The 23,037-nt window shown below is 67.3% G+C and carries 19 protein-coding genes; 13 read left to right on the forward strand and 6 right to left on the reverse strand.

The window, feature by feature from the left end; all coding sequences use genetic code 11:
* Positions 1-196 precede the first annotated feature (196 nt).
* Positions 197-2,542 carry a TonB-dependent receptor domain-containing protein gene (locus V7787_RS34350; RefSeq protein WP_336091815.1) on the reverse strand — a complete coding sequence of 782 codons (2,346 nt, stop codon included), beginning with the start codon at positions 2,540-2,542 and terminating at the stop codon, positions 197-199.
* Between the two features lie 530 nt (positions 2,543-3,072).
* On the opposite strand from V7787_RS34350, the gene V7787_RS34355 reads away from it, so the two are divergent.
* From V7787_RS34355 to V7787_RS34370, 4 genes are all read left to right on the forward strand, one after another.
* Positions 3,073-4,356 carry an MFS transporter gene (locus V7787_RS34355; protein WP_336091870.1) on the forward strand — a complete coding sequence of 428 codons (1,284 nt, stop codon included), beginning with the start codon at positions 3,073-3,075 and terminating at the stop codon, positions 4,354-4,356.
* A 31-nt stretch (positions 4,357-4,387) separates the two neighbouring features.
* Positions 4,388-5,710: a dicarboxylate/amino acid:cation symporter gene (locus V7787_RS34360; RefSeq protein ID WP_336091818.1), complete on the forward strand. Its 1,323-nt coding sequence runs from the start codon at positions 4,388-4,390 to the stop codon at positions 5,708-5,710.
* Between the two features lie 121 nt (positions 5,711-5,831).
* Entirely contained in the window at positions 5,832-7,019 is a 1,188-nt protein-coding gene (locus V7787_RS34365; protein WP_336091819.1) for an OprO/OprP family phosphate-selective porin, read from the forward strand.
* A gap of 172 nt (positions 7,020-7,191) precedes the next feature.
* On the forward strand, positions 7,192-9,855 hold the full coding sequence (locus V7787_RS34370; protein WP_336091820.1) for a hybrid sensor histidine kinase/response regulator: 2,664 nt from the start codon (positions 7,192-7,194) through the stop codon (positions 9,853-9,855).
* A gap of 166 nt (positions 9,856-10,021) precedes the next feature.
* Here the strand turns inward: V7787_RS34370 and V7787_RS34375 are convergent, their stop codons facing one another.
* From V7787_RS34375 to V7787_RS34395, 5 genes are all read right to left on the reverse strand, one after another.
* Positions 10,022-10,687, reverse strand: a complete 666-nt coding sequence (locus V7787_RS34375; RefSeq protein WP_336091821.1) for a response regulator transcription factor — start codon at positions 10,685-10,687, stop codon at positions 10,022-10,024.
* 349 nt (positions 10,688-11,036) lie between these two features.
* Positions 11,037-12,023 (reverse strand): malate dehydrogenase, encoded by a 987-nt coding sequence (locus tag V7787_RS34380; protein ID WP_336091822.1) that lies wholly within the window; start codon positions 12,021-12,023, stop codon positions 11,037-11,039.
* 75 nt (positions 12,024-12,098) lie between these two features.
* Positions 12,099-12,491 (reverse strand): glutaredoxin family protein, encoded by a 393-nt coding sequence (locus V7787_RS34385; RefSeq protein ID WP_336091824.1) that lies wholly within the window; start codon positions 12,489-12,491, stop codon positions 12,099-12,101.
* Between the two features lie 39 nt (positions 12,492-12,530).
* Positions 12,531-13,736, reverse strand: a complete 1,206-nt coding sequence (locus V7787_RS34390) for a pyridoxal phosphate-dependent aminotransferase (RefSeq protein ID WP_336091825.1) — start codon at positions 13,734-13,736, stop codon at positions 12,531-12,533.
* Positions 13,737-14,056: 320 nt separating this feature from the next.
* Positions 14,057-14,563 carry a peptidylprolyl isomerase gene (locus V7787_RS34395; protein ID WP_336091827.1) on the reverse strand — a complete coding sequence of 169 codons (507 nt, stop codon included), beginning with the start codon at positions 14,561-14,563 and terminating at the stop codon, positions 14,057-14,059.
* Positions 14,564-14,964: 401 nt separating this feature from the next.
* On the opposite strand from V7787_RS34395, the gene typA reads away from it, so the two are divergent.
* The 9 genes from typA (at position 14,965) to V7787_RS34435 (ending at position 23,025) form a co-directional block, all read left to right on the forward strand.
* A complete protein-coding gene (gene typA, locus V7787_RS34400; protein WP_336091829.1) occupies positions 14,965-16,794 on the forward strand; it encodes a translational GTPase TypA in 1,830 nt (609 codons plus the stop codon).
* 288 nt (positions 16,795-17,082) lie between these two features.
* Positions 17,083-17,556, forward strand: coding sequence for a DUF2127 domain-containing protein (locus V7787_RS34405; protein ID WP_336091831.1), 474 nt, complete (start codon positions 17,083-17,085; stop codon positions 17,554-17,556).
* Between the two features lie 259 nt (positions 17,557-17,815).
* On the forward strand, positions 17,816-17,899 hold the full coding sequence (pqqA, locus tag V7787_RS53195; protein WP_036111709.1) for a pyrroloquinoline quinone precursor peptide PqqA: 84 nt from the start codon (positions 17,816-17,818) through the stop codon (positions 17,897-17,899).
* A gap of 61 nt (positions 17,900-17,960) precedes the next feature.
* Entirely contained in the window at positions 17,961-18,896 is a 936-nt protein-coding gene (pqqB, locus tag V7787_RS34410; protein WP_336091832.1) for a pyrroloquinoline quinone biosynthesis protein PqqB, read from the forward strand.
* Positions 18,893-19,675 (forward strand): pyrroloquinoline-quinone synthase PqqC, encoded by a 783-nt coding sequence (gene pqqC, locus V7787_RS34415; RefSeq protein ID WP_336091834.1) that lies wholly within the window; start codon positions 18,893-18,895, stop codon positions 19,673-19,675. Before pqqB ends, pqqC begins: the two co-directional genes overlap by 4 nt.
* Positions 19,672-19,968: a pyrroloquinoline quinone biosynthesis peptide chaperone PqqD gene (gene pqqD / locus V7787_RS34420; RefSeq protein WP_336091835.1), complete on the forward strand. Its 297-nt coding sequence runs from the start codon at positions 19,672-19,674 to the stop codon at positions 19,966-19,968. The genes pqqC and pqqD overlap by 4 nt, the downstream gene beginning before the upstream one ends.
* On the forward strand, positions 19,965-21,137 hold the full coding sequence (pqqE, locus tag V7787_RS34425; RefSeq protein WP_336091836.1) for a pyrroloquinoline quinone biosynthesis protein PqqE: 1,173 nt from the start codon (positions 19,965-19,967) through the stop codon (positions 21,135-21,137). The genes pqqD and pqqE overlap by 4 nt, the downstream gene beginning before the upstream one ends.
* Positions 21,138-21,141: 4 nt before the next feature.
* Positions 21,142-21,345 (forward strand): hypothetical protein, encoded by a 204-nt coding sequence (locus V7787_RS34430; protein WP_336091838.1) that lies wholly within the window; start codon positions 21,142-21,144, stop codon positions 21,343-21,345.
* A 39-nt stretch (positions 21,346-21,384) separates the two neighbouring features.
* The gene (locus V7787_RS34435; protein WP_336091841.1) at positions 21,385-23,025 is read left to right on the forward strand and encodes an amidase; all 1,641 of its coding nucleotides are present in this window, start codon (positions 21,385-21,387) and stop codon (positions 23,023-23,025) included.
* Positions 23,026-23,037: the final 12 nt, after the last annotated feature.

Below are 23,037 nucleotides of genomic sequence, written 5' to 3' on the forward strand. Positions count from 1 at the left end.
CGTATCCCCCTGTAGGAGCTGCGCGAGCTGCGACCGCGACACCGCGCTTGCGGCGAAGGTTGCGGCGCAACCGTAGTGTCGCGGTCGCAGCTCGCGCAGCTCCTACAGTCGGGTACCTGACCGCGATGCAGCCCACACTGGCTGGCCGAACAGGATCCCGGCGCAACGTCGACGACGCTGCGCCGGGCCGGAACGATCAGAACTGCGCGTCGATCGTCAAAAACACCTGCCGCGGCGCATTCGCATGGAAGGCATAGGTCTTGCCCTGCGGATCGGACGCGCTGAACGCGGTCAGATTGCTGGCGGTGCGCTTGTCGGTGAGGTTGCTGCCGTTGAGCGCGATCGACCACTGCCGCAACGGCCCCATCGCGCCGAAGCTGTAGCGCACGGTCGCATCGAAGGTGGTCGAACCGCCGAAGCCGTTGTCGTTGGTGTAGGTGTAATAGCGCTTGCCGGTGTACTTACCGCTCACGCTGGCCAGCCACGGGCCGCTGCGGTAGCTGATCTCGCTGGAGAACATCTTGTCGGGCACATCGACCACGCGCTTGTCGCGGGTCGGCACCACCTTGCCGCTGTCGAGGTAATTGTCCTGGTAGGTCGACTTGTTCCACGACAGCGCGTTGTACCACTGGAACTGCTCGATCGGCTTCCAGATGAACACCAACTCGCTGCCGTAGCTGTCGACCGAACCGACGTTGAAGAACTTGGTGATGCACTCCGGACGGGTGCCGGCTTCGATGCTCGAACACGGGTTCAGCGACAACAGGCGGTTGTCGAACTTGACCTTGTAGACGCTAAACGAGGCCTGATAGGTCTCGCCGACGCGGCGGTAACCGGCTTCCAGGGTCTTGGATTCTTCCGGCTTCAGATCGGCCTTCTGCGCATCGAACGCGGCCTGACCGATCGCCAGCGGCCCGCCCGCGCCGCCGCCGACGAACGCGGCGACGTTCTCGGTGTACGCGGCGAACAATTCCTGGCCTTCGCCGAGCTTGTAGCCGAGGCCCAACTGCGGCAGGAAGCTGTCCTTGGTTTCCAGGCGGCCGGTGGCGTTGGGCACTTCCATCGCCCGCGGCTCGACTTGGCGCGCGCGCATGTCGACCTGGGTGCTCTTGGCGCCGATGTCCACGGTCATGCGGCCGTCGAGCAGGCTGATGGTGTCCTGCAGATAGGCCTGGCGGGTGTTGATGCGGTACTTCTGGAAGAACAGCCGGCGGTCGGGATTCTGCAGGAAGCGGTCGTCGTTGACCGGGCCTTCGATGAAGTAGAAATTGCGCTGCACGTCGTGGTGGTTGCTCTCGTACCAGAACCCGCCTTCGATGCGGTGGTTGCCGATTTCCCAGGTCAACGAGCTCATCGCGCCGTAGCGGTTGATGCCGTAGTTGGTGCTGCGGATCGAGATCGGAATTTCCTTGGGCGTGTTCGGATACGAGTAATTGCCCGGCGACCACCAATGGCCCTGGCCGCGGTCGTCGTGGTAATACGCCTGCGCTTTCAGCTGCAGGCCTTCGCCGAGATTGAACTCGCCGGCCAGCGCGGCCAGATGGTCGGTGCGCAGCGCGCGGCTGGCGTAGTAGGCATCGTCGATGGTCGCCGCCGGCGCGGTGAAGGAACAGCGCGGATCGCCGGCGCGGTGCTGGTTGGCCGGCCACGGCTTGGGCGCGCAGTACGCCGCCGCCAGCGCGCGCTGCCAGTCGGGCTTGTACAGATTCCAGTCCCAATCCGCGCCGCGCCCCAGCAGCGCCTTGGACAAATACGCGTAGTTGGCCTGGCTGGTTTCGGCGCCGGAGGCGAACGCGCTGATCCGGTTGCCGTCGCCGAAGTTGTACACGGCCTTGAGGTTGAACTGGTTCTGGTCCTGGTTGTCGCCCGGGCGCGACCACATGTCGGCGCTGAGCAGCGAACCGGACAGATACATCGAGAAGCCGCCGTGCTCGCCGGTGTCCAGGCGGGCGAAGGTGCGGCGGGTGTTGTCGCTGCCGAAGGTCTGGGCCACGCGCAGGCCGAATTCGCTGTCCGGATCGGCCGAGTAGTACTGCAAGGTGCCGCCGAGGTTGCTGGTGGAGGCGGTGCCGAGCGAACCGATGCCGGCGGCCAGCTCCGCGCCGGCGAGGTTTTCGCCGATCAGCGCGCGGCTGATCCCCAGGCCGTTGTAGTTGCCGTAGCTGTTGTCGCCGAGCGGAATGCCGTCGAGGGTGTAGCCGAGCAAGCGCTGGTTGAAGCCGCGCAGGCTGATGGTCTGCGACTCTTCGTTGGCGCCGTAGGCGTCGTTGGACTGGACCGAGATGCCGGGCAGTTTGTTGAGGATCTTCTGCGCGCTGGTGCCGGCAATGGTTTTTTCGATGTCGGCGCGCTTGATCCGCTGCACCTGACGGGTCTCGCCCATGCCGATCACCGACACCGCGTCCAGGGTGGTGGCGTCGCGGGCCGAGTCACCGTTGGCGTCGGCGGGCGCGCTGTCGGCGTCGGCGGCGAAGACCGGCGCGGCGGCCAGCGCGGTCCAGATCGCCAGCGCGAGCGCGGCGGTGGCGGGGGCGTGCTTCATGGGGTTCTCCGGGGGAAGGCAAAAAATCCGTGCAAGCATGCGCAGCGCAGATGACGGGCTGATGGCGGTCACGGATTTGCTGGATGGTTGAGCGCGAAAGCAAAAGCTCAAATCCCCCGCGTCTGCTTCGCGGACGCTGCCCCCTTTTCTAAAGGGGGCGATGGCCAAGCCGCGCCGCTACAACCACCACGCATCCCTCCTACCGGATCCCCCCCTTTGAAAAAGGGGGGCCAGGGGGGATTTGCTTTTAGCCCTCGCCCCCAAACCACCCCACTACGACCAATTAACTACCCACCCCAAACCGCCCATTTCCCGCACAAAACGCCCATACACAAACCCGCCGCCGCATCGCTGCGCGCCCCTAACCCTAAGGTGTTATTGGCCCTCCCCGCACCGCCGCCCACCATCGGCGCCGGGTGCTGGGGACGCCCCTGTCCGCCACGCGCGGCCGGATCACCCGATTGGTTTTCGCAACAGGAGCCGCCGTGAGCGCGATCAGCACCACCGATGTCCCGACCGCCGCAGCGGCGATGAGCCCGACCCAACGGCTCAAATCGATCTTCTCCGGTTCGATCGGCAATCTGGTGGAGTACTACGACTGGTACGTCTACAGCGCGTTCTCGCTGTACTTCGCCCACGTGTTCTTCCCCAAGGGCGACACCATCTCGCAGACGCTCAACGCCGCGGCGATCTTCGCCGTCGGCTTTTTGATGCGCCCGCTCGGCGGCTGGGTGTTCGGCCGCTACGCCGACCGCCACGGCCGCAAGGCCGCGCTGATGCTGTCGGTGCTGATGATGTGCGCCGGCTCGCTCATCATCACTTTCACTCCGGGCTACGAGACCATCGGCGTGCTCGCGCCGATCCTGTTGGTCGGCGCGCGTTTGATGCAGGGCCTGAGCGTGGGCGGCGAATACGGCAGCTCGGCCACCTACCTCAGCGAGATGTCCTCGCGCGAGAACCGCGGCTTCTGGTCGAGCTTTCTCTACGTCACCTTGATCATGGGCCAACTGCTCGCGCTGCTGGTGCTGATCGTGCTGCAGCAGTTCGTGCTCAACGAAGAACAGCTCAAGTCCTGGGGCTGGCGCATCCCGTTCGCGATCGGCGCGATGGCCGCGATCATCGCGCTCTACCTGCGCCGCAACATGCAGGAAACCGAGTCCTTCACCAAGCTCAAGGCCAGCGACACCCCAGTGCGCAAGGAAGGCTCGCTGCGCACCCTGGCCCAGCATCCGCGCGCGGTGTTGACCGTGGTCGGCCTGACCATGGGCGGCACGCTGGCGTTCTACACCTACACCAACTACATGCTGAAGTTCCTGACCATCAGCACCGGGTTCGACAAGGAAACCGCCTCGCTCATCAACGCCGGCAGCTTGTTCGTGTACATGCTGATGCAGCCGCTGGTCGGCGCGCTGTCCGACCGCATCGGCCGGCGCCCGATCCTGATCGCGTTCGGCGTGCTCGGCACGGTGCTGACGGTGCCGGTGATGCACTGGATCCGCGGCGCGCAAACGCCGATGGAAGCGTTCTGGCTGATCATGATTCTGCTCAGCGCGGTCAGCGGCTACACCGCCATCAACGCGGTGGTCAAGGCCGAACTGTTCCCGGTGGAGATCCGCGCGCTCGGCGTCGGCCTGCCGTACGCGCTCACCGTCGCGCTGTTCGGCGGCACCGCCGAACCGATCGCGCTGTGGTTCAAGAAGATCGGCATGGAAACCGGCTTCTTCTGGTACGTCAGCGCCTGCATCGCCTGTTCGCTGCTGGTCTACGCGCTGATGCCCGACACCCGCAAGCATTCGCACATCGACCGCGACTGACGCGCCCTTCCCTTTCTACCCGGTCAATTCCATGAAAAAGTCTGGCTCGCGTTTCTATCTCTGGGTTCTCGGCGCGATCGTGCTGGGCGGCGTGGTCGGGCATTTCTTTCCGGATTTCGCGGTCAAGCTCAAACCGCTGGGCGACGGTTTCATCTCGCTGATCAAGATGCTGATCGCGCCGATCATTTTCCTGACCGTGGTGCTCGGCATCGCCGGCGTGTCCGACGTCAAGAAGGTCGGCCGGGTCGGGGTCAAGGCGATCGTGTACTTCGAGGTGGTATCCACCATCGCCCTGGTGATCGGCCTGGTGGTGGTCAACACGCTCAAGCCCGGCGCCGGCTTCAACGTCGATCCGGCCACGCTCGACGCCAGCGCGGTGGAGAAATACGCCAGTGCGGCCAAGAGCCAGAGCACGGTCGACTTCCTGCTGCACATCATTCCCAAGACCTTCACCGACGCCTTCACCGGCAACGGCGACTTGCTGCAGGTGCTGCTGATGGCGGTGCTGTTCGGCTTCGCTCTGCTGCACATGGGCAAGAGCGGCGAGAAGGTGATGGATCTGCTGGAAACCGTGTCGAAGGTGTTCTTCGGCATGATGAGCATGATCATGAAGCTCGCCCCCATCGGCGCCGGCGCGGCGATGGCCTTCACCATCGGCAAGTACGGCGTGGATTCGCTGGGCCCGCTGGCCAAACTGATGGGCAGCTTCTATCTGACCTGCGCCTTGTTCGTGCTGATCGTGCTCGGCGGCATCGCCCGCTTCACCGGCTTCAGCATCCTGCGCTTCATCCGCTACATCCGCGACGAGCTGCTGCTGGTGCTGGGCACGTCTTCGTCGGAGTCGGCGCTGGTGCCGCTGATGCGCAAGCTCGAACGCCTGGGCTGCTCCAAGCCGGTGGTGGGCCTGGTGGTGCCCAGCGGTTACTCGTTCAATCTGGACGGCACCAACATCTATCTGACCATGGCGACCATCTTCGTCGCCCAGGCCTTGGGCGTGGATCTGACCCTGACCCAGGAACTGACCTTGCTGGCGGTGGCGATGCTCACCTCCAAAGGCGCTTCGGGCGTCACCGGCGCGGGCTTCATCACCTTGGCCGCGACCTTGACCGTGGTGCCGTCGGTGCCGGTCGCGGGTCTTGCCTTGATCCTCGGTATCGACCGCTTTATGAGCGAAGCGCGAGCGCTGACAAATTTCATCGGCAACGGTGTCGCTACAATCGTCGTCGCGCGCTGGGAGAACGAGCTCGACCGCGACACACTCAATCGCGAGTTGCTCAATCCGCCCAGCGCCATCGATCTCGACGCCGATCTGCCGTCCGACCACCACGGTCCGCTGGCAGAAAAGGCCGCCTGATATCGGCCGCAACGGCCGGCGCATGCGCCGGCCCTCCCCTCATCCCAACGCCGGACGCGTGACGCGCCGGCACGGTGTTCTGCTGCCAGGACGGCGGTAACGACTTGGAGCAAGACCGACCATGCGCATCGATCGCCTCGCCTTCGCCCTGTCCCTGGCCGCGCTGCCCTGCGCCGCGCAGGCGGCCGGTTTCGACGATTGGCCGACCAAGTACACCTTCGGCGACGGCACCGAGATTTCCGCCACCGGCAACATCGCCTACGACGTGGTGGATTTCTCCGGCGACGGTTACGGCACCGCCGCGACCGATCTGTCCGACGACGGCCATTTCCGTCGTCGCGAATTCGGCATGAACCTGAAGAAGAAAGACGTCTACGACTTCACCGCGGTGTTCGATTTCGAATCCAAGCTGTGGCTCGACGTCGCCCTGCGCCTGGACACCAAGGCCTGGTTCGGCGCCGACTACGGCAAGCTGCGGGTGGGTTACTTCAAGACCCCGGTCAGCATGGAAAGCGTCGCCGCCTCGCGCGCGGTCAGCATGCTCGAACAATCCGCCGCCTCGCAGGCGATCTATCAAGGCCGCCGCACCGGCGTGGAATGGTCGCTGGAGCGTCCGCGTTATGCGGTCAGCGCGGCGTATTTCTTCGGCCACGATCTGCAGGGCGACAACCCCGGCACCACCGCCGCCGGCCGCGCGGTGTGGACGCCGATCAAGGACAAGGACCATGTCGTGCACCTGGGCCTGACCGGTTCGGTCGAAAACCCGCACGGCGTCACCGACGGCCGCGGCGTTTACACCGGCCCCGGCGCGCGTTTCCGCGCACGGCCGATGAACGGCCTCACCCCGGTGCGTCTGGTCGATTCCGGCAGCCTGCGCAACGTCGACAAGATCGTGCGCAACGGCGTGGAAGCGCTGTGGATCGACGGGCCGTGGTCGGTCCAGGCCGAATACCTGCGCGCCACCGCCGAACGCGACAACGGCGCGCGCGACTTCACCGCCAACGGTTACTACGTCACCGGCAGTTGGGTGCTCACCGGCGAAACCCGCCCGTACAGCGGCAACAACGTCGGCAACGTCAAACCCGCGCACGGCTACGGCGCGGTGGAACTGCTGGCGCGCGTGGGCGAGCTGGACCTGGACGACGGCGGCATCGCCGGCGGCAAGCAGCGCGACTGGACCCTGGGCGTGAACTGGTACTTGACCAGCCACTTCAAGCTGCAGGCCAACTACGTGCGGGTGAAGGCCGACAAGGGCGTGCTCTCGGCCGATCCGGACGTGATGCAGGTTCGCGCGCAAGTGCAGTTCTGAAACAGCGGGATTGGGGGTTGGGAACAGGGAACGGTGAAGCGCTGGCGCGACTGTCGTCGTGTCGGCCGCACCGACCCGACCCAGGGTTGATCGCCGTTTCGTCCTGTCCCGGTTAGGCTTAGCCGGGTCGCGCAACCGCCCTACCCCTTCCGGATTCCGAACCCCCGATCCCGTGCTCCACACCCGCCGCCGCCAGCTCCAGACCGCCGCGTGGATCGCGCTGACCGCGCTCGGCGCGCTGGCGTCGATGCTGATCGCCGGCCGCATCGCCTACTCGCAGGCGCTGCAACGTCAGGCCGGCGAAGCCAGCGCCCTGCTCGCCCAGCGCGCGCAGGTGATCGAGCAACACATCGACCGCTACCGGATCATGCCGGCGGTGCTGTCGCTGGACCCGCAACTGCGCGCGACCCTGGCCAATCCCAGCGACCGCGTTCAGCGCCAACGCGCCAACGAGCGTCTGGTCCAGCTCAATTTCGCCAACCGCACCAGCACCCTGACCCTGATCGACGGCAACGGCATCGGCCTGGCGGCGAGCAACTGGGATCTGCCCAACAGCAACGTCGGCCATTCCTATGCGTTCCGGCCGTATTTCCAGAAAGCGATGTCCGACGGCGCCGGCGAGTTCTACGCCATCGGCGTGACCACCCACGTGCCCGGCCATTTCATCGCCCGCGCCGTCCACGACGAACGCGGCGGCGCGGTCGGCGCGGTCGCGGTCAAGGTGGAGTTGGAGGACATCCGCTCGGATTGGAGCGAACGCGGCGACCTGGTCCTGCTCAGCGACGCCAACGGCGTGGTGTTCCTCAGCGCGCAACCGCAATGGCGTTACCGCATGCTGCAAGCGCCGACGCCGGCGCAGACCCGCGAATTGCAGCGCACTCGCCAATACCAGGGCCAGAAGCTGCAACTGGCCTCGTTCCGGGTCGAGCGCGAAGTCGGCGACGGCGCGCGCGTGGTGCGCCTGCGCGAGCCGGCGCTGCGCGAGCCGATGCTGTGGCAGTCCTTGCATCTGCAGCGCGAGGATTGGACCTTGCACCTGCTGCGCGACACCACCCCGAGCATCCGCACCGCCTGGATCGCCCGCGCGGTCGCCGCCGGCGCGTGGCTGCTGGTGATCTCGGTCGCGCTGCTGCTGATGCAACGCAACCGCATCGCCGCGCTGCGCCTGCGCAGCCGGCAAGAACTGGAGAAGATGGTCGAGCACCACGCCGAGGCCTTGCGCAACGCGCAGGACGGCTTGGTCCACGCGGCCAGCCAGGCCAGCATGGGCGAAGGCCAGAGCCTGGAGCATTTGCCGCAGGGCGTGAGCGTGGTCGATGCGCAACTGCGGTTGGTCGCCTGGAACCAGCGCTACGCCGAACTGTTCCGCTATCCGCCCGAGCTGCTGCAAGTGGGCCGGCCGATCGAGGACTTGATCCGCTACAACGCCCGCCGCGGCCTGCTCGGCAACGATCCCGAAGAAGCGATCCGGCGCCGGCTCGATCACCTGCAACGCGCGCAACCGTACTTGCACGAGCGCGAGCGCCCCGATGGCACGGTGATCGAGATCCGCGGCAACCCGATGCCCGACGGCGGCTTCGTCACCAGCTACGCCGACATCACCGCTTACAAGCAGGCCGCGCGCGATCTGCGCACCTTGGCCGACAGCCTGGAACGCGGCATCGAACAACGCACCAGCGACCTGCAGGCCGCCAAGGGCGAGGCCGAACGCGCCAACCGCTCCAAGACCCGCTTCGTCGCCGCGGCCGTGCACGATCTGCTGCAACCGCTCAACGCCGCGCGCATGTATTTGTCGTCGCTGCGCCGGCGCGTGGACGATCCGGAAGGACGCGAGCTCAGCGACCACATCGAAGCCGCGCTGGCCGCGCAGGACGACATCCTGTCGAGCCTGCTCGATATCTCGCGCCTGGAATCGGGCGCGCTGGAAGTGCGGCGCGCGGCGTTGCCGCTGTCGCGGGTGCTGGGCGCGATCGACAGCCAGTTCCGGATCCTGGCCGAATCGCGTGGCCTGCGCCTGCATTGCCTGCCGTCCAGCGCGATCGTCGACAGCGACGAAATCCTGCTGCGGCGGATCCTGCAGAACTTCGTCTCCAACGCGATGCAATTCACCCCGCGCGCCGGTCGGATCGTGCTCGGCGCGCGGCGTCTGGCCGACGGCGTGCGGATCGAAGTCTGGGACACCGGTCCGGGCATCGCGGCGAACAAGCGCGAGCTGATCTTCGAGGAATTCCAGCGCCTGGACGTCGGCATCGAAGCGCCGCAACGCGGCGCCGGCCTGGGTCTGGCGATCGTGCGGCGGGTGGCGAACCTGCTCGGCCATCGGGTCGAAGTGCGCTCCTGGCCCGGCCACGGCAGCGTGTTCTCGGTGCAGGTGCCGTATGCCAGCGCCGCGACCGCCGACATCCTCACGCCCGCGCCCGCCGCAGGCACCGGCGCGCCGCTTCAGGACTTGGATTCGCCGCTGCGCGGACGCAGGGTCTGGGTGGTCGACGACGACCCGCATTCGCGCCAGGCCGCGCAACGCCTGCTCAGCGATTGGGGCTGCGCGGTCGACAGCGCCGGCAGTGCGGCCGAAGCCTTGACCAAGGCGTCCTCGGCGCCGATGCCGGAATTGCTGTTGCTCGACTACCGCCTGGGCGAAAGCACCGGCTTCGAACTGGGCACGCAGTTGGAGGCCAAATGGCAGCGGCTGCCGGCGGTGGTGTTGATGTCGGCCGACGCCGATCCCAGCCTGCGTCCGCGCGCGGGCGAACGCGACTGGCATTTCCTGCCCAAGCCGCTCAAGCCCGCGGCACTGCGGGCGCTGGTGTCGCGGTTGTTGGCGCACGGCGAGTGAAGCGGGGTTGCGGCGCGAGCTGAAACTCCGCGGTCGCGGCTTGTGACCGAAAGAAATCCCGTGGGACGCCGCTCCTACAGTCGCTGCGTTGGATCGCCGAAGCCCCTGTAGGAGCGGCGCGAGCCGCGACCGCGACACCTCGTCTACGACGCAAGCCGCAACGCCGTTACTCCAATCCGCCGAGCGGATCGCCGCCATCCTCTTCCAGCGCCAGGCCCTTGACCAACACCGCCGCCTGCGTGCGCGAATGGCACCCAAGCTTGCGCAGGATCGCGGTGACGTGGATCTTCACCGTGTTCTCGGCCAGCGAAAGCTCGTAAGCGATCTGCTTGTTGAGCAAGCCGTCGGCCAGACGCAGCAACACCCGCATCTGCTGCGGCGTCAGCTGCGACAGGCGATCGGCGAGCTGCGCATCGCCTTCGTCGCGGTCGGCCTTCTGCGCCGGAAACCAGACCTCGCCGGCCAGCACCGCGTTCACCGCCTCGCCCAGCACCGACGACGGCGCCGACTTGGGCACGAAGCCCGAAGCGCCGAACTGCTGCGCGCGGCGGATCGTGCGCGGGTGCTCGTTGGAGGAGATCACCACCACCGGCAACTCCGGCCGCTCGCCGCGCGCGTACACCAGCGAGGAGAAACCCATCGCGCCGGGCATCATCAGATCGAGCATGGCCAGATCGAATTCGTCGCCGCTGGCGATGGCCGCCTCCAGCGCGCTCTGGCTGGCGACTTCGACGATCGCCGCGCCCGGCGCGATCTCGCTGAGCGCGTAATGCAGCGCCGCCCGGAACATCGGGTGGTCGTCGGCGATCAGGATGCGCAGGGCGGCGCTCATCGTGCGGTGGTCCCCTCGGGGTTAAGAGCGGGTCCGATCCTACACGGTCGCGGGCGGATGGGGATTTTAAGTGAGGCTGGGGGGACGTCGGGACTTGGGGCAAATCCCCCGGCGCAGTTGGATTCGCTTGAAACGATTCGCGCAGGCGCCAGCCCCCTTTTGCAAAGGGGGCGACTTGCAAAGGGGGCGACGATTCGTGCGCCAGCGCCCCCAGCGCCACCGCCCTTGCTGTTCCCCCCTTTGAAAAAGGGGGGCCAGGGGGGATTTGCTTTTGCTCTTCCCCCAAAAAAACAGGGCGGCCAAAGCCGCCCCATTCATACCCAACCCGAGCGAACGGCCCGGCGCCGGATCAACCCAGCAAATGAGCCACGCCAGCGCGCTCTTCTTCCAGTTCGGCCAGAGTCTTGTCCATCGCCTTGCGGCTGAACTCATCCACTTCCAAGCCTTCCACGCGGGTGTACTCGCCATTGGCGGTGATCACCGGCACGCCGTACATCACGCCTTCCGGAATGCCGTAGCTGCCGTCCGACGGCACGCCCATGGTCACCCACTTGCCGTTGCTGCCCAGCACCCAGTCGCGGATGTGGTCGATGGCGGCGTTGGCGGCCGAAGCGGCCGAGGACAGGCCGCGCGCTTCGATGATCGCCGCGCCGCGCTTGCCGACCTGCGGGATGAAGGTGTTGGCGTTCCAGTCGGCGTCGTTGATCTTGTCCTTCAACGAGGCGCCGCCGGCCTTGGCGAAGCGGTAGTCCGGGTACATGGTCGGGCTGTGGTTGCCCCACACGATCAGGTTTTCGATCTCGCCCACGGCCACGCCGGCCTTGGCGGCGAGCTGGCTCAGCGCGCGGTTGTGGTCCAGGCGCAGCATCGCGGTGAAGTTCTTCGCCGGCAGGTCCGGCGCCGACTTCATCGCGATGTAGGCGTTGGTGTTGGCCGGATTGCCGACCACCAGCACCTTGACGTTGCGCGAAGCGACCTTGTTCAGCGCCGCGCCCTGGGCGGTGAAGATCTTGGCGTTTTCCAGCAACAGGTCCTTGCGCTCCATGCCCGGGCCGCGCGGACGCGCGCCGACCAGCAGGGCGATGTCGGCGTCCTTGAACGCGACTTCGGCGTCGTCGGTGCCGACGATGCCGGCCAGCAGCGGGAACGCGCAGTCTTCCAGCTCCATGATCACGCCCTTGAGCGCGGCCTGGGCCTTCTCCAGCGGCAGCTCCAGCAACTGCAGGACGACGGGCTGATCCTTGCCGAGCATTTCGCCGGAAGCGATGCGGAACAGCAGCGAGTAGCCGATCTGGCCGGCTGCGCCGGTGACGGCAACGCGGACGGGAGTCTTCATCTGGGTGTTTCCTTCGCTAGTGAACGTTGATGCGGGCAGCGCCCGCGAAATTGGCGATACGACGCGCGCGCGACGCTAGAGCCGGTAGCCCAGCGGCGCGAGCTTGTCCTTGATCTGATCGGGTTGGTAGCCATAGACGATGTCCTGACCGACGATGGTGACCGGCACGCCGCGCGCGCCGACCGCGTCCATCGCGCGCTGGCCCTGTTCGGTGTCGACATCGATCAGGGTGTAGCGCACCTCGGCCAGTTCGAAATCCTTGCGCAGCCGTTCGCAGTAGCCGCACCACTCCGCGGCGAGCATGACGATGCGTTTGTCGCCGGTGCTCAGGCGCGGATCGTCCGGCGCGAGCTGCGCGGGACGATCGGCCTGCTGCCACTGCGACCAGCCGCCGGACTGGGCGAACTTGTAGGTGGCCACGCCCACGAAGAGCGCGGCCCCTACGCACAGCACGGTGCTCATGCGCATTGCGGCGTTCCTCTGCGTGGGCCGGTTCTATCGCCGCGCTCAGACGAGCTCGGCGAAGAACTCCTGGAACCGCTGCAAACCCGGCGCCAGCTGCGGCGTCGGACAGGTGTAGCTGATGCGCAGCGCGGTCGGAGCGCCGAACGCCGAGCCCGGCACGCAGGCCACGCCCTTGGTTTCCAGCAGCACGTTGCACAGGTCCATGTCGTTGCCGATCTTCAGCCCGCTCGGCGCATGGGTCTTGCCGAAGGCGACGCTGACGTCGGGGAACACGTAGAACGCGCCCTGCGGACGCGGGCAGATCACGCCCGGGATCGCCTCCATCACCGCCATGACCTGATCGCGCTTGGCCTGGAACTCGGCGCATTTGGCGGTCGGCACGTCCTGCGGGCCGGACAGCGCGGCCACCGCGGCGGCGGTGACGATCTCCGGCACGTTGGTGATGTGGTTGGAGTTCATCGTGGTCACCGCCTGGGCGATGGCTTCCGGCCCGGCCATGAAGCCCACCCGCCAACCCGGCATGCCGTAGGTCTTGGACAGCGAGTCGATGAAGATCACCCGGTCGCGCAGCTCGGGACGCGAGTGCACGAAGTTGTGATAGCCCAGGCCGTCGAACACCATCCGGTTGTAGATGTCGTCGGTGATGACCCAGGTGTCGGGATACTTGGCGATCACCGCGGCCAGCGCGTCGATCTCGTCCTTGCCGTAGACCATGCCGGTCGGGTTGGACGGGTTGTTGAACAAGAACACCTTCGGCCTCGAAGCCAGCGCGGCGTCGAGCTGTTCCGGAGTGAGCTTGTAATCCTGCGAAGCCGGGCACGGCAGCAGGTCGATCTTGGCGTTGACGATCTCGGCGATGTCGAGATAGCTGGTCCAGTACGGGGTCGGGAAGACGATGGTGTCGCCTTCGTCCAACAGCGCCTCGGCGATGTTGTAAATGACGTGTTTGGCGCCGATGCCGGTGGCGCAGTTGACCCGGCCGTAGCCGTTCAGGCCGACCTTGCCCATGTGCTCGATGAAGGCGTCCAGCAGCGCGTCGGCGCCGCGGTTGCTGCCGTATTGGCCGCTGTCTTTGGACAGCGCTTCGCGCACGGCGGCGTAGACGTGATCGCCGGGCAGGAAGTTGGGAACGCCGATCGAGAAGCTGATGATGTCGCGGCCTTCGGCTTTGAGCCGCTTGGCCTTTTCGGCAACCTGCATGATCGCGCTGGGCTTGGCGCGACCGATGCGCCGTGCGAGCTGGGGCATCGTGTAAACCTCGTGGGTGGTGTACGACGGAGCGTGCTGGAGTGGGGTGCGCTGAATGGCGATGGCGCCGCCGCGGCGCGCCAGGCGGCGCGTTCGGTTAAGGCGCCGGAACCGCTGGTTCTAGCCGCAAAATGGTAGCACAGCGCCGACGGCGGCTCGGTTTCGAGTCTGGCGGTTGGCGGCCGGGATCGGGGCCGGCGGAGCGGGAATCCGCCGCCGCGCGGGCGGCCGGCGGCTTTGCGATCGCGGAAACGAAAAAGACGGCCGTCAGGCCGTCTTTTCGGTTCCCCGCGCCGGCGAGCCGGCGCGGCTCGGCGCGCTTACGGACGCTTGTTTTCGTCCAGCACCTTGTTCCAGTCGGCCACGCGCTCGGCCTTGGCGGCCAGCACGCCGGCGACGTCGCCTTCGATCTTGATCGAATTGATCGCGTCGCCCTGCTTGATCGTATCGACGATCTCCTGGCCTTCGAGCACTTTGCCGAACACGGTGTGCTTGCCGTCGAGCCAGTCGCAGACCACGTGGGTGATGAAGAACTGGCTGCCGTTGGTGCCCGGGCCGGCGTTGGCCATCGACAGCACGCCGCGCTGGTGGCCCAGACCGTTGCGGGTCTCGTCCTCGAACCGGTAGCCCGGGCCGCCGGTGCCGGTGCCCTGCGGGCAGCCGCCCTGGACCATGAAGTTGGGGATCACGCGGTGGAAATTGAGGCCGTCGTAGAAGCCGCGGGTGGCCAGGTTGACGAAGTTGGCGACGGTCAGCGGCGCCTTCTCGGCGTTGAGTTCGACGCGAATCGGGCCGCGCGAGGTGTCGAAGGTGGCGATCAGGCTCATGCAACGTGCTCCAGGTGGTGCGATGGGGATGGGGTGAATCTTCGCCGGCCGAGATGGCGGCGGCCGGGGCAATCCACAAGGGTACCGGAGCCCGGCCAAATCAACCGCCCGGCCCCACCGAGGCCCCGGCCTCTATCCGGCCCTACCTCATTCGCATCATTCGGCGAGACTCCGCAACCACCGCCCACACCCCCGAAACCGCGCAAACACCGCGATTTCCCCGGTCTGGCGCGGCAGCGGCCCGCCCTAACCCCACAGCGCGAACCCAAAACCGCCCCCTTCCCCGTTCAGCCTCCCGCCCCCGTGAACGCAAATCCCCGCCCGACAAGCGTTTGCCGCATTTGCAAGGTACAATGGCCGGCTTACTTCCTCAGCTATAGCGCCTTCCGGCGTCCAATCGCATGTCCATCGAACGCCTGCGCAATATCGCCATCGTCGCCCACGTCGACCATGGCAAGACCACCCTCGTCGACTGCCTGTTGAAGCAGTCGGGCACCCTGTCCGAACGCACGGTGCTGGCCGAACGCGCGATGGACAGCAACGACCAGGAAAAAGAACGCGGCATCACCATCCTGGCCAAGAACACCGCCATCACCTGGCAGGGCAACCGCATCAACATCGTCGACACCCCGGGCCACGCCGACTTCGGCGGCGAGGTCGAGCGCGTGCTGTCGATGGTCGACTCGGTGCTGATCCTGGTCGACGCGATGGACGGCCCGATGCCGCAGACCCGCTTCGTCACCCAGAAGGCCTTCGCGATGGGCTTCAAGCCGATCGTGGTGGTCAACAAGATCGACCGCCCGGGCGCGCGTCCGGACTGGGTCATCGACCAGGTGTTCGACCTGTTCGACAAGCTCGGCGCCACCAACGAGCAGCTCGACTTCCCGATCGTCTACGCCTCGGCCCTGCACGGCTACGCCAGTCTCGACGACGCCGCGCGCTCGGGCGACATGACCCCGCTGTACGAAGCGATCATGAAGCACGTGCCGCCGCCGGAAGTCGATCTCGACGGCCCGTTCCAGATGCGCATCAGCCAGCTGGACTACAGCAACTTCGTCGGCCTGATCGGCATCGGCCGCATTCAGCGCGGCAAGGTCCGCCGCAACATGCCGGTCAGCGTGATCGACCGTCACGGCAAGAAGCGTCAGGGCAAGGTGCTGCAGGTGCTCGGCTTCATGGGCCTTGAGCGCATCGAGACCGAGGAAGCCGAAGCCGGCGACATCGTCGCCATCTCCGGCGTCGCCGAACTGTCGATCTCCGACACCGTCTGCGCGCTCGACGCGCCCGAAGCGCTGCCGGCGCTGACCGTCGACGAGCCGACCATCAGCATGACCTTCCAGGTGAACAACTCGCCGTTCGCCGGCCACAAGGAGCTCAGCGGCGGCAAGTTCCTCACCAGCCGCCAGCTACGCGAGCGCCTGGAACGCGAAACCCTGCACAACGTGGCGCTGAAGGTCGAGGAAGGTTCCGACCCGGACAAGTTCCTGGTCTCCGGCCGCGGCGAGCTGCACCTGTCGGTGCTGATCGAGAACATGCGCCGCGAAGGTTTCGAACTGGCCGTGTCGCGTCCGGAAGTCATCATCAAGGAAATCGACGGCCAGCAGATGGAGCCGGTCGAGCAGTTGGTGGTCGACATCGAAGAGCAGCACCAGGGCGGCGTGATGGAGAAGCTGGGCATCCGCAAGGGCCAGCTGAAGAACATGGAGCCCGACGGCAAGGGTCGCGTGCGCCTGGACTACATGATCCCGGCGCGCGGCCTGATCGGCTTCCAGAACGAGTTCCGCACCCTCACCCAGGGTTCGGGCCTGCTGTTCCACGTGTTCGACCACTACGGTCCGAAGGAACAGGGCGCGATCGCCAAGCGCATCAACGGCGTGATGATCGCCAATGCGCCGGGCACCACGCCGGCCTATTCGCTTGGGCCGCTGCAGGACCGCGGCAGGCTGTTCGCCGCCGAAGGCGACAACGTGTATGAGGGCCAGCTGGTCGGCATCCACTCCAAGGACAACGACCTCACCGTCAACGCGATCAAGACCAAGCCGCTGACCAACATGCGCGCTTCGGGCAAGGACGATGCGATCCAGCTGAGCCCGGCGATCAAGTACACCCTGGAGCAGGCGCTGGACTTCATCGAAGACGACGAGCTGGTCGAAGTCACGCCCAAGGAAATCCGTCTGCGCAAGAAGTTCCTCACCGAGAGCGACCGCAAGCGCGCCTCGCGCGCGGCCTGATCGGCCCCACGCCGTTCAGCGACAGGGGCGCCGGCTTGAACCGCGGCGCCCTCGCCCCAAGTCACTACGCTTCGGCGCCGTCGCGCGCCGTGCCGGACTCGGGGCATGGCGGCAGCGCGCATACGCGCCTGCCGCTCCGCCCGGGTCCGCGCGCATCGCGACGGCCACCTTGGCGCGACCTTAGGATCGAAGCTGCATGCTCGTGCGCGATCTGATCGACCTCCCCGCTCCCCTCGCCGGCCGCCGCCGCGCGCGTCGCCGTGTCGGCGCTATCGGTGCGAACGCGCGATGACCGCGCCGGACGCTCACTACGACACCAATCCCAAGGCCCATCCCGGCCTGCACGCGATCGCCGCGGTCGAGGCGGTCAAGGGCGCGTTGGCGCTGTCGGCCGCCAGCGGCCTGGAGTTGCTCGGCCCGGCGCCGCTGCAACGCTGGATCGAAGAACTGATCAAGCGCTTCCACCTGGACCCCGAGCACGGCTCGCTGGCCTGGCTCGCGCACAGCATCAGCCCGCATTCGCTGCATCTGGCCGCGGCCATCGTGCTCGGCTACGGCCTGCTGCACCTGCTGGAAGCCTGGGGCCTGTGGAAGGCCAAGGCCTGGGCCTCGTGGCTGGGCTGCCTGGGCGCGGCCTTGTACTTGCCGTTCGACATCTACGCGCTGATCCGCCACCCCGGCTGGCTCGCCACGGCGGTTCTCATAATCAACGTGATCGTGGTTTGGGTTCTCGCCCGCGACATCGTCAAGCGTCGGCGCTGATCGCCCCGCTCCGACGAATCCCCACGCGCGATTTGTTAGCGCCTGATTAACCCGCACCGTACCTGCATACCAAACCGTTCGTGCCGGAATCACAGGCATCGTCCCGCGCTCCGGTGTATGGTTTCGACGTCGCGGCGCCCGTCGCGAACCGGACCGCCGCGCCGCATCGCGGGCTCCGCGGCAGCAGCCGGATGCGGACGCGCGCAACCCACGCGCGCGGTCACCGTCGCACGCTCACTCCCCAACATGAGGAACGCATATGAAGACTTGGTCCAAGCCTCAGATCCGCGAGATCTCGGTCGGCTGCGAAATCAACTCGTACTCCTCCGGCGATCTGTTCTGAGCATGTCCGCTTCCGCCGTCGCAACGCTCGCGCGGGCGCGCCCGCCATCGATGAGTCCTCGATGATGCGCATCCTCGTGCTCGGTGCGGCGGCCGGGGGCGGCTATCCGCAGTGGAACTGCAACACCCCCGGCAGCCAGCGCGCCTGGCGTCAGGAATCCGGACACAAGCGGCGCAGCCAGGCCAGCATCGCGGTCAGCGCCGACGGCGAGCGCTGGTTGCTGATCAACGCCTCGCCCGACTTCCGCCAACAGATTCTCGCCCTGCCGCCGCTGTGGCCGCAGCGCGAGCTGCGCCACTCGCCGATCGAAGCGGTGCTGCTGACCAGCGGCGAGATCGACCACATCGCCGGCCTGCTGTCGATGCGCGAACGCCAGCGCTTCGATCTGTGGGCCAGCGCGCGGGTGCTCGACGTGCTCGGCCAGAACCCGATCTTCGACTGCCTGCATCCCGATTACGTAAGCCGCAAGGCCTTGCCGCTGGACACGCCGCTGGACATCGCCGGCCATAACGCACCGCTCGGCTTGCGCGTGACCGCCTTCAGCGTGCCCGGCAAAGTGCCGTTGTTCATGGAATCACGCGCCTCCGGCGATCTGCGCGGCGGCGAGGAAGAAACCGTCGGCCTGGAAATTTCCGACGGCCGCGAACGCTTCTACTACATCCCCGGCTGCGCGGCCTTGCCGCCGGCCTTGCGTCAGCGCCTGCACGGCGCGTCGTTGCTGTTCTTCGACGGCACCTTGTGGCGCGACGATGAAATGCAGCGCGCCGGCGTGGGCAGCAAGACCGGCGCGCGCATGGGCCACATGAGCATCGCCGGAGGCGCCGGCGAAGACGACGCCGGCACCCTGGGCGCGTTCGCCGATCTGCAGGTGCAGCGCAAATTCTTCATCCACCTCAACACCACCAACCCGGTTCTCGACGAATCCTCGCCCGAGCGCGCGCATGCCCGCGCGCACGGCTGGGAAGTGGCCGAAGACGGCATGGAAGTGCAGCTATGAACGCCAGCGCCGCCGAACTGCCGCGCGCCGCGCCGCAAACGCGCGAACTGCTCTCGCCCGATGAGCTGGAAGCGCGCCTGCGCGCGATCGGCGCCGAGCGCTATCACGACAAACACCCCTTCCACGGCCTGCTGCACGGGGGCCGGCTCGACCTCGGCCAAGTCCAGGCCTGGGCGCTCAACCGGTTCGAATACCAGCGCTGCATTCCGCTCAAGGACGCCGCGCTGCTGGCCCGGATCGAAGATCCGCAACTGCGCCGGGTCTGGCGCCAGCGCATCGTCGACCACGACGGCGAAAGCGAAGGCGACGGCGGCATCGCCCGCTGGCTGCATCTGACCGATGCGCTCGGGCTGGATCGCGAACTGGTCGAATCCGGCCGCGCGCTGCTGCCGGCCACCCGCTTCGCGGTCCAGGCCTATATCCATTTCGTGCGCGAACGCAGCCTGCTGGAAGCCATCGCCTCGTCGCTGACCGAGTTGTTCGCGCCGACCATCATCGGCCAGCGCGTGGCCGGCATGCTGGCCAATTACGATTTCGTCTCGCCCAAGGCGCTAGCGTATTTCGACTCGCGCCTGCACCAGGCGCCGCAGGACGCCAACTTCGCCCTGGACTACGTCAAGCGCCACGCCCACACCCGCGAGCAGCAGGACGCGGTCTGCGACGCGCTGCGCTTCAAGTGCGAGGTGCTGTGGTCGATGCTCGACGCGCTGCATCTGGCCTATGTCGAACCGCGACTGGTTCCGCCGGGCGCATTCCGGCCGGCGGAGGCGCGCGCATGAACGCCGTCATCGACGCCGGCAGCGTGCTGCGCTTTCCGGTCGGCGTGCGCCTGCAGCACGACCGCACCCGCGAGCAATGGGTGCTGCAAGCGCCCGAACGGGTGGTCGAACTCGATGAGATCGCCCACGCCGTGCTCACCCACATCGACGGGCGCACCGATGTGGAAGCCATCGTCGCCGCGCTGGCCGCCGAGTACGGCGCCGATGCCGGCGAGATCTACGGCGACGTGCTCGAACTGTTCGCCAGCCTGCTGGAAAAACGCATGCTGGCCTTCGCCCCGCAATTGTCATGAGCGCCGACAGCGCCAGCGGGCTCGCGATGACGCTGGCGCCGGTTTCGCCGCGCGCGCAACCAGCGCCCGCGCCGCCGCTGGCGGTGCTGCTGGAACTCACCCATCGCTGCCCGCTGTCGTGCCCGTATTGCTCCAACCCGTTGCAGTTGGTCGGCATGCGCGAGGAACTCAGCACCGAACAATGGCTGAGCGTGCTCGAACAAGCCGCCGAACTCGGCGTGCTGCAAGCGCATTTCTCCGGCGGCGAACCGACCCTGCGCAAGGATCTGCCAGAGCTGCTGCGGCATGCGCGCGCGCACGGCCTGTACTGCAACCTCATCACCTCCGGCGTCGGCGTCGCCCGCGAGCGTCTGATCGAGCTGCAACACGCCGGCCTGGATCATCTGCAACTGAGCATCCAGGACAGCCGCGTGGACGGCGCCGACCGCATCGCCGGTTACGCCGGCAGCCATGAGCGCAAACTCGCGCTGGCGCGCTGGTGCGGCGAACTGGAACTGCCGCTGACGCTCAACGCGGTGGTGCATCGGCACAATGCCGAACGCGTCGGCGAGATGATCGATCTCGCCGTCGAGCTGGGCGCCGGGCGCCTGGAAGTAGCGCATACCCAGTACTACGGCTGGGGCCTGCGCAATCGCGCCGCGCTGATTCCGACCCGCGCGCAACTCGACGCGGTCAGCGAAGTGGTCGAACACGCGCGCCAGCGTCTGCGCGGCCGCCTGGTGATCGACTACGTCACCCCCGACTATTACGCGCGCCGCCCCAAGGCCTGCATGGGCGGCTGGGCCCAGCGTTTCGTCAACATCACTCCGGAAGGCAAGGTGCTGCCCTGCCACGCCGCCGAAACCATCGCCGACCTGCATTTCGAATCGGTGCGCGAGCGCGGCCTGGGCGAAATCTGGCGCGACTCCGAAGCCTTCCGCCGTTATCGCGGCACCGACTGGATGCCCGAACCCTGCCGCGGCTGCGAGCATCGCGAACGCGACTGGGGCGGTTGCCGCTGCCAGGCGCTGGCGCTGAGCGGACGCGCCGATACGCTCGATCCGGTGTGCGAGAAGTCGCCCGATCATCTCGCTGTGCGCGCGCTGGCCGAACGCGAATCGCAAGCGCCGGCGCCGGAGTTCGTGTATCGCAAGTCCAAGCCGGCCGGGGCCAAAGCCGCGCAAGATTGACGGCTTGAAACGGCTTGCGCTCGCGCGCGACGAAACCAAAGCCGCCCGATCGCAAAGCCATTACGCGATCCAGTTCCGCTATCGAGCGCATCGCCACCACCGCCGCATCCGCCGGCTACCGCCGATGCGCCACGACGCGCCGCCCACGCCGCTGCCGCCGGCGCGAGGCTTTTGTGTTATCGAACTGCGCGCATACTCGCGCCGATAATCGTTCGTCTCGTTCGCAACACCCGCCCAGGATCCGGCCATGCCCGCCACGTCTCTCCCGACCCGCCTCACTCTGTTGGCGTTGGCCTTGGCCCTGGCCGGCTGCGCCGGCCAACCCGCGCCGCGCCCGGCACGTCCGCCAGCGGCGACCGACGCCGCGCCCAAGGGCTTTCTGCCCGGCGATCCGCTGCGGATCGCCGAGGCCGACACCGCCACCCTGGCCGCGCGCATGGCCAGCGGCGAATTGAGCAGCGCGCGGCTGACCCAGGCCTACCTGGACCGCATCGCCGCGCTCGACGACAACGGCCCGCAACTCAACGCAGTGATCGAACTCAACCCCAACGCCGTCGCCGAAGCGCGCGCGTTCGACGAGGAACGCAAGGCCGGCAAGCTGCGCGGTCCACTGCACGGCATTCCGGTGCTGGTGAAGGACAACATCGACGCCACCCCGATGGTCAATTCGGCCGGCTCGCTGGTGCTGGCCGAACACCGCCCGCAACACGACGCACCGCTGGTCGCGGCCTTGCGCACTGCCGGCGCGGTGATCCTGGGCAAGACCAACCTCAGCGAATGGGCCAACTTCCGTTCCAGCCGCTCGATCTCCGGCTGGAGCGCACGCGGCGGGCTGACCCGCAACCCCTACGTGCTCGACCGCAGCGCCTGCGGCTCCAGCAGCGGCACCGGCGTGGCGATCGCCGCCAGCCTGGCCGCAGTCGGCGTCGGCACCGAAACCGACGGCAGCATCCTGTGCCCGTCGGCGTTCAACGGGCTGGTCGGCTTCAAGCCCAGCGTCGGCCTGGTCAGCCGCGCCGGGATCATCCCGATCTCCAGCAGCCAAGACACCGCCGGGCCGATGGCGCGCAGCGTCAATGATGCGGCGCAACTGCTCAGCGTGCTCGCCGCGGCCGACGCCGGCGGCGACGAAGCCGCGCAGGCCGCGGCCGGCAAACGCGTCGCCGATTACGTCGGCGCGCTCGACGCCGACGCGCTGCATGGCGCGCGCCTGGGCCTGTTGCGCGACACCGGGGTCAAACTGCCGCCGGAAGCCGACGCCGCGTTGCGGCGCGCGCTCAAGGCCATGCGCGATGCCGGCGCGACCATCGTCGAAGTGCGCATGCCCGGCGGCGAACGCTGGGGCGCGGCCGAATACCAGGTGCTGCTGTACGAGTTCAAGGACGGCCTGGAGCGCTATCTGCAAAACAGCGATGCGCCGGTCAAGACGCTCGCCGCGCTGATCGAATTCAACCGCACCCACGCCGCGCGCGAGATGCCCTACTTCGGCCAGGAAATCTTCGAAGAAGCCGCGGCCAAGGGCAGCCTCAAGGATCCGGCCTATCGCAAGGCCGCCGCGCAGGCGCGCCGCTCGGCCGGGCCGCAGGGCATCGACGCGCTGCTCAAGCGCCACAAGCTCGATGCGCTGATCGCGCCGGCCACCAGCCCCGCCTTCATGGTCGATCCGGTCAACGGCGACGGCTTCGGCGGCGCCAGTTGGGGCGCGGCCGCGGTCGCCGGTTACCCCAGCCTGACCGTGCCGATGGGCGAAGCCTCGGGGCTGCCGGTCGGGCTGGCGTTCATGGGCGCGCGCTGGAGCGATGCGCGCCTGCTGTCGCTGGGCTACGCCTTCGAACAAGCCACCCAGGCGCGCACGCCGCCGCGTTATCGGTTGACGCTGAGCCCCTGAGCCGCGCGGCGA

The organism is Pseudomonas sp. CGJS7, assembly GCF_036961695.1.